Here is a 17,931-nt window from a genome sequence, read left to right as displayed (position 1 = left end):
CACGATCAAAAGCACGAAGCAATCAGAAGGGAAACCGCCATGTGGTCGGTCACGCTCAAACTCATGCGCAACAGCGCCAAAATGCTCATCCCCGCCGGCATCGCCATCATCATCGGCACGGCGTTCATCGCCAGCACGTTCCTGTTCGGCAATTCGCTCAACGCCTCGTTCCGCCGGATGGTCTCCGCGAATTTCGGCGGGGCGAACTACATCGCAACGTATTCCGGCGACCAATCCCAATCCTCGGACGCGCAATCCTCGGACGCCCAATCCGCCGGGAACGGTCAGGAGGCGGCCGCCACGCCCACGCTCGGCGACCTCAACCTCGACGCCATCCGCAGGGTGGACGGCGTCGCCGGCGCCCGTCCGGACATCAGCGCCTCGGTGGACCTCTCCCACGGCCAAAGCCACACCATCACCGTCGCCATGCCCATGACCAAGCCGGAGGACATCATGGTCCAAAAGCTGATGGAAGGCTCGTGGCCCGCGGACGACGGGCAGATCGTGGTGTCCAAAGCCCTCGCCGACCGGATCGGCGCGACGATCGGCGACCGGATCGACGTGACGCCCTACGTGCCCTCCACCGCGCCCGGCAGGTCCAAGGCGGCCGTGCAACTCACCATTTCCGGCTTCGCGGACGACGGGGCGGATGTGTACTACGGCGGCTCCGCGGTGGTCACCGACGCCGCGCTCGATCGGCTGATGGTCTCCTATCCGTCCATGAACGACGCCAACGTGTACTTCCTGTATCTGGACATCGAGGCGCCCGCCGGCTCCAGCGACCAGGCCGTGCTGGACCGCGTCAGCGCGCTGCTGCCCAAGGGATACAAGGCGATTTCCAAGACGCAGTACGAGAACGACGGCCTCAAGTCCATGAGCGCGGAGGACGGCACCGACGTCACCACCCAGTTCTTGCTCGCGTTCGGCGTGCTCGCCATGTTCGTGGCCGCGCTCGTGATCGCCAACACGTTCCAGGTCATGGTCGCGCAACGCCGGCGCACGCTCGCCCTGCTGCGCACGATCGGCGCGAAGCGCGGACAGCTGTATGCCTCGGTGATCTTCGAAGCGGGGCTGCTGGGCCTGGTCTCCTCGGCGCTCGGCATCGCGCTCGCGATGGGATTGATCGGCGCGCTCGCCGCGACGCACGTCAACGCGGGAGGCGTGGCGTTCTCGCTGATCCCCACGTGGCCCGTGTTCGCCGTGCCGGTCGCGTTCGGCGTGGTCGTGACGATCCTCGCGTCCCTGTCCTCGGCCCGCGCCGCCACGTCCGTCACGCCGCTGGAGGCGCTGCAGCCGCTGGAGATCAGCCAGGAGCGGAAGTCCGGCGCGCTTCGCCTCGCGCTGAGCCTGCTCCTGATGCTGCTCGGCGTTGCGGTGGCCGCGTTCGCCGTGCGCCAGACGTGGCAATACCTGCACGGCCGGAGCTCCATGCTTGACGAGAACTTCAGCATGGTGCTGCTCGCCTCGATCGGCGCGGCGATCCTCTTCTTCGTGGGGCTGCTCCTTTCCGCCGTGCGCTGGATGCCCGCCCTGCTGCGCGGCGTGGGCGCGATGGTCTCGCACTGCGGCCCGTCCGCCGCGATCGCCGCCGCCAATATCCAGAAGAACCGCCGCCGCGTGGCCGCCACGGGCGCGGCGCTGCTCATCGGCGTCACACTCGTCAGCTGCCTCGGCACCGGCGCCGCATGCGCCAAGCTGTCCCTCGCCAAGTCGCTCGACATGCGCTACAGCGTGGACATGCAGGTCGCCGCGGCCACGGGCTCCGGCGTCGCGGTCGACCAGACCATGCTGGACAAGCTCAAGGCAGTGGACGGCATCGAGGACGCGCGGCTCGTCAAGGTGCTCGACGCGAGCTACGGCGCCGATCCGCAGCCGTCGGACCTCGGCGATGTCATGAGCCTGTACGGCATCTCCGCCACGGACGCGAAGGCCGTCATGAACGCCGGCTACGCGGCCGACGCGATCGCCGACGGGACGGTCGTCCTGCCCGAGAAGCACCTCAACGACTCCATGGGCATCACCGACGGTATGACGCTCAAGGTGCTCCCGATCGACTACGCGGCCGACGGCACGGTGCGCGCGGCATCCGCATCCACGCCGCTCACGGTGGCGATCAGCGACTTCCGCCGCGTGGACGCCGACTACCAGCTGTTCGGACTCGTCTCGCCCGGCACGTTCGACGCGGTCGAGCGCTCGCTCGCCGCGGCCGGCGCGAATGGTGCGGCCGGCGCGAATGGTGGCGGCGAGCGGGACGGCGGCGTGACCTACCAGATCTGGGCCAAGGTGAGCCGCGACGCCGTGCCCGCCGACCTGCTGAACGCGGTGCAGGACGCGCTGGGCGACAACCCGAACGTGGAGGTGAACGGCGCCTTCGCCCAGCGCGCCGTGTGGGACAGGATGGTCGACATGGTGCTCATGGTGATGGTCGGGCTGCTCGCCGTGGCCGTGGTGATCGCGCTGATCGGCGTGGCCAACACGCTGAGCCTGTCCGTGATCGAGCGCACCCGCGAATCCGCCACCCTGCGCGCCATCGGCATGACCCGCGGGCAGCTCAAGCGCTCGCTCGCCGTGGAGGCGCTGCTCATCGCGCTCGTCTCCGGCGTGGCGGGCGTGGTCGTGGGCAACCTGTTCGCATGGCTCGGCTCCTACGTGATGTTCAGCCAGTTCGGTCAGGTCCAGCTCACCGTGGACTGGGGCATGGTCGGCATCATTCTGGCGGTGGCCGCCGCGTCCGCGCTGCTCGCCAGCGTGTTCCCGGCCCGCCGCGCGGTCCGCACCCCTCCGGTTGAGGCGCTGGCCGAAGCCTGACGGCTGGGGCTTAAATGCCGTCTCAATCGGTGGCCGCCGCGTTGACCGTATTCCCTTCGCCAAGCGGACACCTATTGGGCCGCCCGCTTGGCGGCTTGGCTGGCGGCTCGACTGATGAGCGGAACTTTGACCAAGTCGTGGCGTTCCCGCTCTTCGCTTGCGTCGATCGTTCCAACCTGCACTCCCGAAAGCGCGGATTGGAACGATCGACGTGTTTTGGGGTGTCGGGGATGCCGGAAAACGCATTGATCGTTCCAATCTGGGAGCATGGCCCCGCGGATTGGAACGATTGCGCGTTGCGATGGCCACTGGGCGCATGAGCGGCGGCAGTGAAGTGTGACGGATGCGATGGGGAGAGACATCGGGTCTTCTTGTCGAGTCATCGGCGTCGACCGGTGCGCTGCGGACGCGGAGACGAAAGATCCTCCTGGCGTCGCCACCAGCGTCGAAGGTTCCGAATGCGCCGCGGACGCGGAGGCGGGAGGCGCCGCCGCGCTGAGGGGATTGTTCGGCGCGCGGAGTCCCCGCCATGGGCCGTGCTGGCGCCGCAGTCACGCGTATGGGGTCGTTCATCCGTGAAAGTCGTAGGTTGAAGGCAAATAACGCGTGATTGGCGGGTTCCCGCTGTTCCTTCCGCTTTTCGTCAGTTGTATTTCCGATTTGTGTGGTCGATTTTGGCGCATGGCCGGATATGCCCCTTGAAATAACGCCGGAATCGCAATGGGGCTACTCAGTCCACCCCGCACAATCGACCACACAAATCGGAAATACAAAACTACATGGCGGCCGCAAGCTGCAACTCGAGGCAAAGGAATGCCGGAACGGGCCCGCCGCGACTCACCATGTACAGTGAAGAACATCGCATGACACCAATGGAGGCTGGCATGATCCCTCGCGCCACAGGCTGCGCGGTTCGCGCGGACGATTTGACGAAAACCGGCAAGGACGACTCGTTCGACGTCACCGACTTCGGCGCGTCCCCCGGGGCGACGCCGCAGGAGAACGCGAGGGCCATCAACGCGGCCGTCGCGCACGCCGCCGGGCGCCCGGGCGGGGGCACGGTCGTCATCCCCGCGGGCCGGTTCGTCACCTATACCATCGAGCTCAGAAGCAACGTCAACCTGTATCTGTCGCAGGGCGCGACGCTCGCCTCCGGGAGGTACTCCATCCGGGACGGCGTGAGCGACGTGACCGGCGAGGCGTTCACCGCGGATGGGGGAGCGGACGCCGGGAACGCCGGAAACGGGGATGGCGCCGGCAACAGCCTCGAGCCGGAGGTCAACCCGTACGTGGGATTGCAGGACCACGCGCACTCGTACCTGCGCAATTGCCTCATCTGGGGCGACCACGTCGAGAACGTCATGATCCACGGCCCGGGCCTCATCGACGGCAGCTGGGTGGACGAGCACGGCGTGCGCCACACCGCGCTGGTCTATTCCGACCCGCAGGACCCGCCGCGGCGCGACCTGCCCGGCCACACCACCGAATGGTTCGGCAACAAGGGCATCGCGCTGAGGGGCGGCGCTCACGTGGTGCTCCGCGACTTCCGCATGCTCTACGGCGGGCACTTCGCCATCATCGCCACCGACGTGACGGACCTGCTCGTGGAGAACCTGCTCGTGGACTCGAACCGCGACGGCATCGACATCGACTCCGTGCGGGACTGCACCGTGCGCGGCTGCACGTTCAACACGCTGCACGACGACGCGATCGTCGTCAAATCCTCCTACGGCGCCGAACGCTTCGCCCCCGCGCGCAACGTCCTCGTGGAGAACTGCACGGTCTCCGGCTACGATACCGGCAGCGTGCTCGCCGGCAACCCGTCCTCCGACCGCATCATGGGCTACCCGGGCATCCCCGGCATCGGGCGCGTCAAGCTCGGCACCGAGGCCACCGCCGGCTATGATCTCGTCACCATCCGCAACATCCGTTTCGAGCACTGCATGGGCCTTGCGCTTGAGGCGGTGGACGGCTCCGACATGACCAACGTGGTGGTCGAGAACCTCGACATGGAGGACGTGCTCACCTGTCCGATCTTCATCCGTACCGGCGACCGCGGACGGTTCCCCGTCACCGGGCGCACGACCGAGCCGCTCACCGAGCCCGACGGCGACGTGCGGCTGGACGACCGGCGCTGGATTCTGCCGAATTTGCCCGGATATGACCGATACCCGGTCCGCCGCTACATTCCGTCCTACAACTACACGCAGGCGGAGCTCGACGGCGGGCGCATCCTGCGCGTGGTGGACCCGGCCGACCCCGTGCGCCTCAACCCCGCGAACTGGGCGGAGATCGACGGCGTGAGGCATCCGTACGTGTGGGACGAGGCCGCCGGTGGATACCGCCCGGACATGGACGCCGCGCTGGGCGATCAGGACGTGAAGAGCATGGGCAACGCGGTGGGCGCCGACCATGTGGCACGTGCCGCGCACATCGAGATCACGAACGTGCGGGCGTGCAACGTGGACCCGCGCTATCCGATCATCGTGGCCGGCACGCTCGACGGGCGCATCGAGGACCTGCGCATGAGGAACATCGACGTGACGTACCGCGGCGGACTCAGCCTCGCGGACGCGACCGAGCAGCGGTTCGTCAACACGCCGTGGACGTTCCGCGAATGGGACATCGCGCCGGAGACGCAGGACCTGCCGTGGCTCGTGCAGCGCGACAATGCGGACGTGATGCCGCGCGTGCGGTTCGAGCCAAGCGCGCCGGACAAACCGAGCGCATCGGGCAAACCGGGAGCGGACGGCGGGACGGCGGACAGCGTCGGCGGCTCGTGGGTTCCTGACCCGTACAACGTGGCCGAGAGCGTGCGCACGTACCCCGAGCCGGTGCAGTTCGGCATTCTGCCCGCCTACGGCCTGTATGCGCGGCATGTGGACGGACTCACCGTGGAGGGCCTCGCGCTGGGCTTCGAGACTGAGGACGCGCGGCCGGCCATCGTGCTCGACGACGTCAGCGGCGGCACCTTCGCGCACGTGCACGCGGCCGTGGCGGACGGCGTGAGCCACGTGGTGGAGGTGACCCACCCGTTCAAGCGCCGCACGGGCTTCGAGTTCGTGCCCGGCGAGCCGTACCTCACCACCACCGTGCGCGACGTGGCCCTGCCCGGCGACCTCGCGGTGGAGCAGGCCGTGCTGCGTGCGCCCGAGCCGATGACCCCGCCGGACGAACGGTACGCGCTGCCCACCGTCCCAAGCCTCGCCAACGGCTACCGCTACGACGTGCCGAACGACCGCAAGCCGCTGCCGAGGAGCGTGCACCTGCCGTACTTCCTCGCCGAGGCGTCGCCGCGGGCGCGCGTGGGGGAGGAACTGCGGCTGCCGGTGATCGTGCGCGACCCGCTCGGTCAGGTCGGCGTGCGCGACGTGACGGCGGACGGGCTGCCGGACGGGGCTTCGTTCGGCATCGTCGCGGGCGCGGGCGACGGTCGCGAAACCGGTGAAGGAACCGGCGAAACCGCCGAACTGGTCTGGACGCCGAAGCCGGGCGACGAGGGCGTGCATCACGTGACGCTGCGCGTGGAGGCCGGCGCGTTCGCCGTGTCCAAGACGATCGCGATCAGCGTGGGATGAGCCGCATGAAGGTGACGCGCGGTTGGCGTGCGAATTGAGACGCGCGGAATGATCCCGTGCGGCCGCGGGCGAAACGGCTCGGTAAGTGTCACCGGCGTCACCGGCGATGACCCGTCTCCCATCCAAGGGGAGCGGGGCCATCGCCGTCGCCATATAAGAGCCATACAAGAAAGGGGCTCGCCTTCCGCATTGGGAAGACGAGCCCCTTGAGCTGAATGTATTTGGATTCAGTCAGTTGCGACGAACCGATCAGGCCGCGGTGGCCGCGTTCTCGGCGACGACCTTGGCGGAACCCTTCTCGCCGTTGTCGGAGTCGTGCGCGATGGCGTGCTTGTCATCGTGGTTGCGCCACCAGCTGGAGAGCACCGAGCCGGAGATGTTGTGCCACACGGAGAAGAACGTGGACGGCACGGCCGCGAGCGGGGTGGCGGCGAAGGAGGTCAGGGCCAGCGTGGCGCCGAGGGCGGAGTCCTGCATGCCCACCTCGAAGGTGATGGCCTTCTGCTGGGCGTAGCGGAAGCCCTTCGGGTAGATCTTGTACATGAGCTTGGAGAAGCCGAAGCCGAGCGCGTAGCCGGAGAGGTTGTGGAGCATGACCACCGGGATGGCGAGCAGGGTGGCGGCGGAGAACAGCTTGGGCTGGTTGGCGGCCACGACCACGCCGATGATGAGCAGGATGGCGACCTGGGAGACGATCGGCAGCGCGACCGTGACCTTTTCGATCTTCTTGCCGAAGATCATGTGGCACACCACGCCGAGGGCGATCGGGAAGAGCACGACCTTGAGGGCGTTGATGAACAGGGACTCGGCCGGCACGGACACGTACTGGGAGGCGAGCCACTGCATGAGCAGCGGGATCATGAACGGGGCGCACAGGGTGGACAGGATGCCGATCGAGACGTCAAGCGCCACGTCGCCGCGGGACAGGTAGCTCATCACGTTGGAGGAGGTGCCGGACGGGCAGCAGCCCACGAGGATCACGCCCACGGCCAGCGGGCCGTCGAGGCGGAAGATCCAGCACAGCAGCACGGCCACGAGCGGCATGATCACGAAGTGCGCGACGGTGCCGACGATCACCATGAGCGGCTGCTTAACGATGCGGGCGAAGTCGTCCAGCGACAGGGTCAGGCCCATGCCGAACAGCACGATGCCCAGCAGGTAGCCGGTGTAGCTCTTGGCCCACACGCTGGTGGCGGGCACGAAGTAGTTGAACACGGCCCAGATGACGACGATCGCCGTGAACCACTTGGTGAGCCAGTCGGCGAATTTCTTGACCTTTTCCATGAGTAGGTCTTCTTCCTCTCTATTGTTTGCTGTGATAAGCAAAAAGCCCCGCCGCATCCGGCAGGGCCCGTCGAGATTTTGTCCGCTGGTCCCGCCGCTCGCTGGCGGGGCACAGCTTCAAAGGATGCTGTTCAGTCCGCCAGCGATGACGTGATAATAATTCGAACGGACAGCAGCAGAATCTTCTTGCCAACAGTGTTGTTTTCCGTCATCATGGCGAACCTCCTTTCGCATCGTTTCCGTACCGGATCGTTGTTCCGACCCGAACTGGTGCACACCATAGGACGCGCCGCCGGGCGGGCGCCATGTGATGGCCACTATGTGAACACTTCGTTTCGGATGTGTTGCGCGTGCGGGGCGCGTGCCGTGCGGAGGGCGGATCCGCGCGGACGGCTCACACCAAGTGGTTCTCGTAGGCGAACACCACGGCCTGCACGCGGTCGCGCGCGTTGATCTTGGCGAGGATGTGCGCCACGTGGGTCTTCACCGTGGGCAGGGAGACGACGAGCCTGTCCGCGATCTCCTGGTTCGACAGGCCGTGCGCGATCTCGACGAGCACCTCGCGCTCGCGGTCGGTGAGCAGTTCGAGCTCCGGGTCGGTGTACGGCTCCGCGGGCTCCTCGGGAGCGGGTTCGGTCCCGTCCGGCTGCGCGAACCCGCCCTCCATCATCTTCTTGATGAGCCGCTTCGTGGCGGACGGGGCGATGATCGCGTTGCCGTTGAACACCGTGCGGATGGAGCTGAGCAGCGTCTCCGGCTCGGTGTCCTTGAGCAGGAAGCCCGAGGCGCCGGCGTTGATCGCGGCCATGACGTACTCGTCGAGGTCGAAGGTGGTCAGGATGATCACGCGCACCGGACGCGCCTGCGGGGCATCGGCCGCGGTCGCGACGCCCAGCGCGGTGATGCGCCGCGTGGCCTCGAGCCCGTCCATGCCGGGCATGCGCACGTCCATGAGCACCACGTCCGGGTGCAATCCCTCCGCCAGCGCCACGGCCTCGCCGCCGTCGCCGGCCTGACCGACCACCTGCATGTCGGGTTGCGAATTGATCACCATGGCGAAGCCGGCGCGCACCAGCTCCTGATCGTCCGCGATGACCACCCTGATTCCCTGCGTTTCACTCATGGTTCCCACCATAGCCGGTGCCCGAGGCCGATCGCCGTCGCGGACGGAGGGCTATCGTCCCGCATGGCTCATCCGCTCGCTCATCTGCTCGTCCAACGAGGCGGCCGGGGCGAGCCGCATGGCGTCGATGCCGCCACGGTGCGCCTCGTCGGTGGAACCGGTCTCGCGCAGCACGCCCAGCAGCTGGCGCATGTGAGCGAGGGCGGAACGGCCCTGCTTGCCGATGGTGTCGAACGCGTTCGAGATCGCTTCGGGCGAAGGCGTCTCGCCCCGGCTTGCGGCGGTGTCCAGCATGGCGAGGCCCGCGTCCGCCTGATTGATCACGCCGGTGAGCGTGGTGGTCACCTCGGCCTGGATGGCCGCGCCGATGCGGTTGCGCTCCATGTTCGCCGCGAGCACCTTCTGCTTGGCCTGTTCGGCGCGCAGGGCGTCCTCGCGCATTTGCAGCACCAGCGCGTTCGAACCCCTGGAACGCGTCCAGCGGCCGAGGGCGATCGTGCCGGCGCACAGCACGGCCACCATGATGCCGTAGGAGATGGCGATTCCGCTGATGCGGACGGATCCGCGAACGTCGAGGTTCGCCGCGGTGTGCCACAGCATGCCGGCCAGCGTGTCGTAGCCGTTCATCTGCGCGCCGAACTTGACGCCGGCCAGCAGCGAATCCGCCATGGCGGCCGCCGTGATCCAGCGCCACGACTGCTCGCGCCCGTAGACGATCGCCGCGTACAGCGAGCCCAGCGCGAACAGGTCCGCATAGAGGATGTCCGGCATGACGAGCAGCTGCAGGGCGGCGAATCCCGCCACCACGGCCGCGGAGCCCTCCGGGAACCGCCGGCGGAACGCCAACGCACCCGTCATGACGGTGATGATGAGCGTGGAGAGTTCCGGATTCTGAATCCAGTTTCCGAATAAGCTCAGGTCATGCACGCTGGTACGCATGCACAGCAGAAACAGCGCCAGCGCCGCCACGGAGTCCATGAGCAGATAATGCCGTTCGGTCCAGCGCGACAGGCGTTCGATGATGTTCGATCGCCGGTCCGATGCGCCGCCCCCCGCGTCGGACCCGCTGTTGATCGGCTTCGACCGCAGGGATGCGAGTGTTTCCCGGATTCGCGCGGTGAACGCCACGGGGACGGCGGGGGAGCTGACCGCGGTCGGTGCCGTGGAACCGGCCGGTTCGGCGGAACCGGCGGAACCGGCGGAACCGGCGAGGGAAATGGGCGCGGTTTGCGGAGCGTCCGTCCCGAACGGCACCCACGCGCGCACCTCGTAGCCGCCGCCGATGCGCGGGCCGGCGCTCACCGTGCCGCCCACGGCTGCGATGCGCTCGTGCATGCCGATCAGCCCGTAGCCCGGCTGGTGCCCGTCCATGGCCGCCGCGGCGCCGCGCCCGTCGTCGGTGACGGCGACTGCAAGCCCGTTCGCGTCCCACCGCTCCTCGACGCTCACGCGCGCGCCCGGCCCGGCGTACTTGCGCGCGTTGGTGAGCGCCTCCTGCACCAGCCGGTACACCGCCACGCCGGCCTGCGCGCCCAACGCGGTCGGATTCGCCGTGCCGGTGACGCGACGCGCGACGCTCCCGCCGCCGGACGCCTCCAACGCCGCGTCCGCCGTGGCGACCAGCGAGTCGATGTCGGCGTACCCGGCGTGCGCGGACCCGCCGAACACGCCGAGCAGGCGCTTCATGTCGTTGAGCGCGCGTTCGGATTCGCGCCGGATGGTCTCCATGGTGGAGCGCGCGACGGCCGGGTCGTGCGCGCCCGCGTACCGGCCGCCGTCGGACTGGATGATGATGATCGACAGGGTGTGCGCCACCACGTCGTGCATGTCCCGCGCGATGCGGGCGCGTTCGGCGGACGCGGCGATGCGGCGCTCCTCGGCCTCGCTCGCCTCGAGCGCGGCGTTGCGCTCCTGCATGGCCAGAACGGTGGCGCGCCGGGCCCGGTTCCACAGCGCGATGATGACGACGCTGCCCAGCACAAGCCAGATCATGGCCGTGGTGATGCCGCCGTCGCGCAGCAGCACCCGCGCGCAATCCTCGGTCAAACCGGTTCGATACATCGTGGCGCACTGGGGGGCGTGCTGAGGCATGCCCACGCCGATCTCGTCGCGTAGCGTATTGACGACCGACCCGGCGTTCGTGGCCAGCGCGATGGCGACGCCGTCCAGTGTGCCCATCGCGAACGCGAGCGCCGCATACAGCGCGGTGTCCTTCGGGGCGCCGTACACCAGCGCGGAGTACAGCATCACCAGCGCGAACAGGTCGCCGGTCGTGGCCACCGGGCCCAGAATGATCTGCGCGAGCGCGATGCCGACGAACGACAGTGCGGCGGCCTTGGGATGCGAACGGCGGAACGCCACCGGCAGGCCGAGCAGCGCCATGCACGTCAGCTCCGCCGACCACGACCACTGCGGGGTGAACAGCAGTCCGGGCGAGTACATGCCGCTCGCGCCGCCGGACAGGTTCATCAGGAACAGAACGCCCAGCGGCAGGAGGGCGTCGGCGAGCGTCGGGTGCCTGCCGAGCCATGCGCCTATCCGTTTCGTCCATCCATTGCGTGCCATGGAACCAAGGCTAGCCGATGCCGGCGCGGCGGCGGCATCGTGCGCGGGGATGATTCCGCCGGATTGTCGGGCGGTGTGGGTGAGATGGATTCCAGATGTCGCCCATCCACCGGCGGAAGAGAAAGGACAAACGCGATGACGTTGCTTGCGCAGTATTACGTACCCGGCCTGCATGTGGAGGACCATGCGATCGACGTGCCGCTCGACTGGTCGGGCAAGCAGCCCGGCGAGGGCTTCGACGGCGAGTCGATCCGCCTGTTCTACCGCGTGGTCACCGCGCCCGAGCACGTGCACGACGATCTGCCGCTGCTCGTCTTCCTGCAGGGCGGCCCCGGCGGCGAGGGCCCGCGCCCGCTGAGCCCGTCGAGCGACGGCTGGATCGAGGAGGCCGTCAAGCACTTCCGCGTCGTCCTGCCCGACCAGCGCGGCACCGGCCGCTCCAACCGCGTGGACGGCACCGTGATGCGCCGCATCGGCGACCCCGCCGCGCAGGCCGCCTACCTCAAGCACTTCCTCGCCGATTCGATCGTCAAGGACTTCGAGCACCTGCGCCGCACCGTGTTCTGCGGCCGCCAATGGGTCACGCTCGGCCAGAGCTACGGCGGATTCCTCACGCTCACCTACCTGTCGTTCTTCCCGGAGGGCGTCACCGCGAGCTTCACCTGCGGCGGCATCCCGCACGTGCCCGCCAACGCGACCGAGGTGTACGAGCACACGTTCCCGCGCATGGCCCGCAAGACCGCGCAGTTCTACGAGCGCTACCCGCAGGACGCGGAGCGCGCCGCCGCCGTGGCGGACATCCTCGCCGCCGGCGACGTGACGCTGCCCAACGGCGACCAGCTCACCGTGGAGCGCTTCCAGATGCTCGGCTCCGACTTCGGCATGAAGCCCAGCTTCGAGCGCGTGCACTGGATCCTCGACCAGGCGTTCCTCGACGGCGACGGCTCCGCGTCCAAGGATTCGCCGCTGAGCGAGCCGTTCCTCGCCTCCGTGGCCGCCGCCACGTCGTCCCGCCCGCTGTACTGGCCATTGCAGGAGTTCATCTACGCCGACGGCGAGATGGACGAGCCGATCCGCTGGGCCGCCCAGCGCGTGCGCGACACCAAGCCCGAGTTCGATCCCGCCGCCCGCCTGCTGCTGTTCACCGGCGAGGCCATGTTCCCGTGGATGTTCGAGAAGGAGGCGGCGCTGCGCCCGTTCGGCCCGGCCATGGACCTGCTCATGGAGGACACCTCGTGGGGCCATATCTACGACGAGGACCAGCTCGCCCGCAACGAGGTGCCGCTGCAGTCCGCCGTGTACTTCGACGACCTGTACGTCGACTCCGGCATGCAGCTCGACACCCTGTCGCGCGTGGGCAACTCCCACTACTGGACCACCAACGAGTTCGAGCACGACGGCCTGCACGGCTCCCTCGTGTTCAAGCACCTGTTCGACGAGGCGCTCAACCGCGGCGACCTCGAGGCGCTGTACTGAACCGGCACTGAACCGGCCGCACTGAGGAAAGGACGCAATCATGGCTGACGTGAGCGATCTCACCATCGGATTCATCGGATACGGCAACATGGCCCAGGCCATCGCGCGGGGGCTCGTGGACGCCGGCGTGGTCACCGGCGGGCACATCGTCGCGTGCGCCGCGCACTGGGACAAGCTCAGACGCACCACGGCGGAGCTCGGGGTTCGTCCCCTGAAGTCCGCCGTCGAGGTGGCCGCTGCCGCGGACGTGGTGGTCGTGGCAATCAAGCCGTACCAGATCGAGGCCGTGGTGGGCCCGCTCGCCGCCGAACTCGCCAAGCCCGGCAAGTTCGTGGTCTCGATCGCCGCCGGCTGGGATCTGGCGAAGTACCGCGCGCTGTTCGGCGAGCAGGCGGACGCGATCCACGTCCAGTGCACCATCCCGAACACGCCGATGGCCGTCGGCAAGGGCGTGCTCGTCACCGAGACGGACAACACGCTCACGGTGGAGCAGACGGAGGCGTTCGAGGCGCTGTTCGAGCCAATCAGCCTGATCGAGCGCGTGGACACCGCGCACATGACCATCGCCATGACCATCGCCGGCTGCGCGCCCGCCTTCACCGACATGTACCTGGAGGCGCTTGCCGACGCGGGCGTGAAGTACGGCCTGCAGCGCGCGGCCGCCTACCGCCTCGCCGCCAAGATGGTCGAGGGCGTGGGCGCGCTGTACATGGCCACCGAGACGCACCCCGGCGCCATGAAGGACGCGGTCTGCTCGCCCGGCGGCACCACCATCCGCGGCGTCGCCCAGCTCGAGAAGGACGGGTTCCGCGGCGCGGTGATCGACGCCGTGGACGCCATCGCCGGCTGACGGTCCGCGGGCGGCGGACCCCTGCACTGGCGGCGCCCCTGCCGAGCGGCGGGGACGCCGCCTTTTTCATGCGCGGCTGCGCGGCGGCACCCGCCAATGTGAAATTCATCACAGATAGCTAATCGTGAAAAGCTATCTTTTATTGCTATCGGACTATCAACTTCGGTCGGACCTCAAAAATCGATAGCCTTTGTCTGTGTATTGATAATTCTTGCAGTGTGTACGCCGTTTTTTCCGCGGTAGATTCTCCCTGAGTTCCAAAACGTCACGAAAATCGCACGCAATGGAACATGAAACACATATTCAATCAAGCAATTGGATTCGCAGCGTGGCGACCGGACCGGACGCCGCGGCGGCGAATCGGTCAGGGGAGAGGGAATGGCCACAGCACAGACTGCGCCGGCGATGACGGCGAAGGCGAAGGTGCCCGCGTTCGGCATCAGGGACAAAATCGGATACGCGTTCGGCGATGTCGGCAACTGCTTCATCCTGAGCCTCGTCAACGGCTTCGTCCTGAAGTTCTACACCGACGGCCTGGGCGTGCCGGCCGCCATCGTGGGCATCACCATGATGCTCACCAAGTTCCTCGACGCCTTTGTGGACGTCTACGTGGGCAACAGGGCCGACGAAAGCGACGCCAAGCCCGGCGAGGGCCGCTTCCGCCCGTGGATCCGCCGCTTCCGCTACCCGTTCGTGATCGTGACGATCCTGCTGTTCCTGCCCGTCGTGTCCGTCTGGCCGCTCGAGGCCAAGGTCGCCTACATCGCCGTCACCTACGTGCTGTTCAACGTGTTCCTATCCACCGTGAACATCCCGTACGGCGCCCTCGCCTCCGCGCTGAGCGCCAAGTCCGACGAGCGCGCGTCGCTGTCCACCTATCGTTCTGTGGGCGCCGCCATCCCGAACGTGATCACCGGCTACATGATCCCGATCTTCATGTTCTCCACCGCGGCCGACGGCACCCAGTCCGTCTCCGCCACGAACTTCTTCGTCATCGCGATCGTCTGCGGCGCCCTGGCCTTCTGCTCCTACGGCATCACCGTGGGTCTGACCACCGAGCGCACCAACGTGCAGGCCGGCCGCAAGCTCGACGCCGGGAAGATGGTCACCTCCCTGTTCCGGGACCGCGCCCTGCTCGCCTGATCGTGGCCGACTTCTTCGTGGTGATCAACCAGCAGCTCGCCTCCATCAACCAGACCTACCTGTTCGACACCTACTTCCACAGCAAGACCGGCATGGCCATCGCCGTGATGTTCAACTACATCACCGTGCTGGCGCTCGCCCCGTTCGCCACCAAGTTCGCCCGCCGCTTCGGCAAGCGCGAGACCTCCGTGGCCACCATGCTGTTCGCCGTGGCCGTGTACGGCGCCATGTACTTCATGCACATCACCGACTGGCGCGTGTACCTGGCGCTCATGTTCTTCGGCGCGATCGGCGCCGGCTACTTCAACCTCATGGTCTGGGCGTTCATCACCGACGTGATCGACCACCATCAGGCCATCACCAAGATGCGCGAGGACGGCACCATCTACGGCCTCAACTCGTGGGCCCGCAAGATGGGGCAGGCCGCGTCCAACGGCATCAGCGGCATCCTGCTCGGCGTGATCGGCTACCAGTCCAGCGCCGGCCACGCGGTCGCCCAGTCCGCCGGCACCGTTAACGGCGTGTACGCGCTCGCCACGCTGCTGCCGGTCGTCTGCCTCGGCGCCGCCGCGCTCATCCTCCTGTTCTGGTACCCGCTCGGCAGGAAGGAGATCGCCGAGACCGAGGCCGTCCTCGCATCCGACCGCGCCAAGGCGGAGGGCGAACGCAAGGTGCGGGCCGGCGTGTGATCCGGCCCGGCGGGCGCCCGTCCCTCGGCTCCGCCCGCCGGCCCGCCGATCGCCCCGGCCGTCCGCGGTCCGCAGCATGCCATCCGCGGCGCGCGGCCCGCAACGCCGGTTGAATGACGGTTGAATGACGGCTCCGCCCTGTGCTCGGTGGCGCCCGAATCGCCCACGGGCAAGGTGGAGCCGTCGCGCTAGGCTGTGAACCATGTCTCTTACTATCGGAATCGTGGGCCTGCCGAACGTGGGCAAGTCCACCATGTTCAACGCATTGACCCGCAACAACGTGCTGGCGGAGAACTACCCGTTCGCCACCATCGAGCCGAACACCGGCATCGTGCCCCTGCCGGACGACCGCCTGCCCGTGCTCGCCAAGCTCGTGCACACCGAGAAGATCGTGCCCGCCACGGTGACGTTCGTGGACATCGCCGGCATCGTCAAGGGCGCCTCCGAAGGCGAGGGCCTGGGCAACAAGTTCCTCGCCAACATCCGCGAGGCCGACGCGATCTGCGAGGTCGTGCGCGCCTTCAAGGACGACGACATCGTGCACGTCAACGGCAAGGTCGACCCGTCCGACGACATCGACACCATCAACACCGAGCTCATCCTCGCCGACCTGCAGACCATCGAGAACGCGCTGCCCAAGCTCGAGAAGGACCTGAGGGGCAAGAAGATCGAGCCCGCGTACATGGACGCCGTGAAGAAGGCCAAGACGATCCTCGAGAACGGCGAGACGCTCGACAAGGCCGCGCGCGAGGGCCGCTTCGACAAGGAATCCGTGTACGACCTGCACCTCATGACCGCCAAGCCGTTCATCTACGTGTTCAACGTGGACGACGACGAGCTGGCCAACGACGACCTCAAGGCCAAGCTCGCCGCCTCCGTGGCCCCCGCGCCCGCCGTGTTCCTCAACGCCCAGTTCGAGGCCGATCTCACCGATCTGGACGAGGCCGACGCGCGCGAAATGCTCGCCGACGCCGGCTTGAAGGAATCCGGCCTCGACCAGCTCGCCCGCGTGGGCTTCGACATCCTCGGCCTGCAGACCTTCCTCACCGCCGGAGAGAAGGAAGTGCGCGCCTGGCAGATCCACAAGGGCTGGACCGCCCCGCAGGCCGCCGGCGTGATCCACACCGACTTCGAGAAGGGCTTCATCAAGGCCGACATCGTCTCCTACGACGACTTCGTGGCCGCGAACGGCTCCATGGTGCAGATCAAGGAGGAGGGCAAGCTCCGCCAGGAGGGCCGCGACTACGTGATGCAGGACGGCGACATCGTCGAGTTCAAGTTCAACGTGAGCAAGAAGTGATTGCCGCATAGCGCTGAGGGCCTTGGAATCCAAGCGATTCCAAGGCCCTCGTCAAATGGGGAGCGCTGGCCGTTGCGGCGTGGTCTGTGTTGGGAACGGTGCATCGCCGGGGTCTGCGCCCGGTGTGACGGACGATTGGATCGGAGAGAAAGCCACAGGTGCCAATCGTGGACATAATCGCGTTTTGTGTAGCGCGAAACGAAGCCTCTCCATCACGCGGCGTTCTGTAATGGAGCCATGACCAACAACAGTGCCAACAACTCAGCAATCTCCATTCAGGTTATGGTGGCCGGCCGTGTTTGTGTCTCACCGGATCTGCCTTTCGGCAACGGGTGCGGATTGGTCCGCGGTTCGGGCTTTTTCGTGCCCGCGTCCAAGCGCATATGGCTGCCCGTGTGCGCGTTCCTCGTCACCACGCCGCACGGCTGTATCCTGTTCGACACCGGCTGGGGCCGGGACATGAGCCCGGACGGCGTCTACGACCGTGGGGCGCAGATCCGCTCTCTCGGCTCATGGTCCCTGTACCGGGTCAACCAGGGTGTAGTGGGTACGGGGATGACCGTGCCTGAGCAGCTGGCCGCGCAGGGCCTGTCCCCGGCTGATCTCGACGTGGTGGCGATCTCCCATCTCGATTGCGACCACGCGAATGGACTGCGCGGCGTGAGGAACGCCCGGCGCATCATGGTATCCAGGGACGAGATGCGGTGCGCCACGCGGTTCCCGAACAGCCTCGTGCGCTTCAATGCCTCGTGGTGGAGGGGAATCGACCTCGACCTGTACGACTGGAACGACCATGAGGGCCCCGCCGGACGATCCTACGACCTGTTCGGCGACCGCAGCGTGCAGCTCATCAACATCCCCGGCCACACCGACGGTCAGGTGGCCATGAAGATCACGGCGCCGTCGGGTCGGTACGTACTGCTGTTCGCCGACGGCGGCTACGCCACGCGATCATGGAGGGACATGGTTACGTCAGGCATCGTCTACGACCGTCACGCGCAGCGCTCCTCGCTCGAATGGATACGCGAGCAGAGCCTGTCGCCGCTATGCGTGCGGTCGATCGCCTGCCACGACACGGCGAATCGTCCCGAGACGATCCTGCTGAGCTGAAACGG

Annotated in this window: 11 protein-coding genes; 8 read left to right on the top strand and 3 right to left on the bottom strand. The window is 67.4% G+C overall.

The window, feature by feature from the left end; all coding sequences use genetic code 11:
- Nucleotides 1–39 precede the first annotated feature (39 nt).
- Both DSM100685_RS04335 and DSM100685_RS04330 read left to right on the top strand, forming a co-directional pair.
- On the top strand, nucleotides 40–2,808 hold the full coding sequence (locus DSM100685_RS04335) for an ABC transporter permease (RefSeq protein ID WP_152350132.1): 2,769 nt from the start codon (nucleotides 40–42) through the stop codon (nucleotides 2,806–2,808).
- Nucleotides 2,809–3,692: 884 nt separating this feature from the next.
- Nucleotides 3,693–6,386: a glycoside hydrolase family 28 protein gene (locus DSM100685_RS04330; protein WP_163200922.1), complete on the top strand. Its 2,694-nt coding sequence runs from the start codon at nucleotides 3,693–3,695 to the stop codon at nucleotides 6,384–6,386.
- Nucleotides 6,387–6,635: 249 nt separating this feature from the next.
- Here DSM100685_RS04330 and DSM100685_RS04325 read toward each other — a convergent pair whose 3' ends face one another.
- The 3 genes from DSM100685_RS04325 to DSM100685_RS04315 all read right to left on the bottom strand — a co-directional run bounded on the left by DSM100685_RS04325 (nucleotide 6,636) and on the right by DSM100685_RS04315 (nucleotide 11,358).
- A complete protein-coding gene (locus tag DSM100685_RS04325; protein WP_152350130.1) occupies nucleotides 6,636–7,670 on the bottom strand; it encodes a bile acid:sodium symporter family protein in 1,035 nt (344 codons plus the stop codon).
- Between the two features lie 394 nt (nucleotides 7,671–8,064).
- Nucleotides 8,065–8,793, bottom strand: a complete 729-nt coding sequence (locus DSM100685_RS04320; protein WP_152350129.1) for a response regulator — start codon at nucleotides 8,791–8,793, stop codon at nucleotides 8,065–8,067.
- Nucleotides 8,794–8,844: 51 nt separating this feature from the next.
- Nucleotides 8,845–11,358 (bottom strand): sensor histidine kinase, encoded by a 2,514-nt coding sequence (locus tag DSM100685_RS04315; protein ID WP_152350128.1) that lies wholly within the window; start codon nucleotides 11,356–11,358, stop codon nucleotides 8,845–8,847.
- A gap of 135 nt (nucleotides 11,359–11,493) precedes the next feature.
- Between DSM100685_RS04315 and DSM100685_RS04310 the strand changes: the two genes are divergently transcribed.
- The 6 genes from DSM100685_RS04310 (at nucleotide 11,494) to DSM100685_RS04290 (ending at nucleotide 17,926) form a co-directional block, all read left to right on the top strand.
- Nucleotides 11,494–12,834 carry an alpha/beta fold hydrolase gene (locus DSM100685_RS04310; RefSeq protein ID WP_152350127.1) on the top strand — a complete coding sequence of 447 codons (1,341 nt, stop codon included), beginning with the start codon at nucleotides 11,494–11,496 and terminating at the stop codon, nucleotides 12,832–12,834.
- Nucleotides 12,835–12,874: 40 nt separating this feature from the next.
- Complete coding sequence (proC, locus tag DSM100685_RS04305) at nucleotides 12,875–13,684, top strand: pyrroline-5-carboxylate reductase (protein WP_152350126.1); 810 nt, start codon at nucleotides 12,875–12,877, stop codon at nucleotides 13,682–13,684.
- Between the two features lie 378 nt (nucleotides 13,685–14,062).
- Nucleotides 14,063–14,827 carry an MFS transporter gene (locus tag DSM100685_RS11090; RefSeq protein ID WP_204314272.1) on the top strand — a complete coding sequence of 255 codons (765 nt, stop codon included), beginning with the start codon at nucleotides 14,063–14,065 and terminating at the stop codon, nucleotides 14,825–14,827.
- Nucleotides 14,828–14,829: 2 nt separating this feature from the next.
- Nucleotides 14,830–15,516, top strand: coding sequence for an MFS transporter (locus DSM100685_RS11085; RefSeq protein ID WP_204314271.1), 687 nt, complete (start codon nucleotides 14,830–14,832; stop codon nucleotides 15,514–15,516).
- A 202-nt stretch (nucleotides 15,517–15,718) separates the two neighbouring features.
- Nucleotides 15,719–16,816, top strand: coding sequence for a redox-regulated ATPase YchF (ychF, locus tag DSM100685_RS04295; RefSeq protein WP_152350125.1), 1,098 nt, complete (start codon nucleotides 15,719–15,721; stop codon nucleotides 16,814–16,816).
- A 363-nt stretch (nucleotides 16,817–17,179) separates the two neighbouring features.
- Nucleotides 17,180–17,926 carry an N-acyl homoserine lactonase family protein gene (locus DSM100685_RS04290; RefSeq protein WP_240811886.1) on the top strand — a complete coding sequence of 249 codons (747 nt, stop codon included), beginning with the start codon at nucleotides 17,180–17,182 and terminating at the stop codon, nucleotides 17,924–17,926.
- Nucleotides 17,927–17,931: the final 5 nt, after the last annotated feature.

It is taken from the genome of Bifidobacterium avesanii (assembly GCF_009299475.1).
Classification (GTDB): Bacteria; Actinomycetota; Actinomycetes; order Actinomycetales; family Bifidobacteriaceae; genus Bifidobacterium; species Bifidobacterium avesanii.
The sequence above is the reverse complement of the archived record's forward strand: the minus strand, read 5'-3'. Positions and strand labels throughout refer to the sequence as shown.

Excerpts from the sequence above, each read along its gene's own strand:
- DSM100685_RS04330 (WP_163200922.1), top strand. The coding sequence starts at position 3,693 with ATGATCCCTCGCGCCACAGGCTGCGCGGTTCGCGCGGACGATTTGACG.
- proC (WP_152350126.1), top strand. The coding sequence starts at position 12,875 with ATGGCTGACGTGAGCGATCTCACCATCGGATTCATCGGATACGGCAAC.
- DSM100685_RS04325 (WP_152350130.1), bottom strand. The coding sequence starts at position 7,670 with ATGGAAAAGGTCAAGAAATTCGCCGACTGGCTCACCAAGTGGTTCACG.
- DSM100685_RS04315 (WP_152350128.1), bottom strand. The coding sequence starts at position 11,358 with ATGGCACGCAATGGATGGACGAAACGGATAGGCGCATGGCTCGGCAGG.
- DSM100685_RS04335 (WP_152350132.1), top strand. The coding sequence starts at position 40 with ATGTGGTCGGTCACGCTCAAACTCATGCGCAACAGCGCCAAAATGCTC.
- DSM100685_RS04310 (WP_152350127.1), top strand. The coding sequence starts at position 11,494 with ATGACGTTGCTTGCGCAGTATTACGTACCCGGCCTGCATGTGGAGGAC.
- ychF (WP_152350125.1), top strand. The coding sequence starts at position 15,719 with ATGTCTCTTACTATCGGAATCGTGGGCCTGCCGAACGTGGGCAAGTCC.
- DSM100685_RS04320 (WP_152350129.1), bottom strand. The coding sequence starts at position 8,793 with ATGAGTGAAACGCAGGGAATCAGGGTGGTCATCGCGGACGATCAGGAG.
- DSM100685_RS11090 (WP_204314272.1), top strand. The coding sequence starts at position 14,063 with ATGGCCACAGCACAGACTGCGCCGGCGATGACGGCGAAGGCGAAGGTG.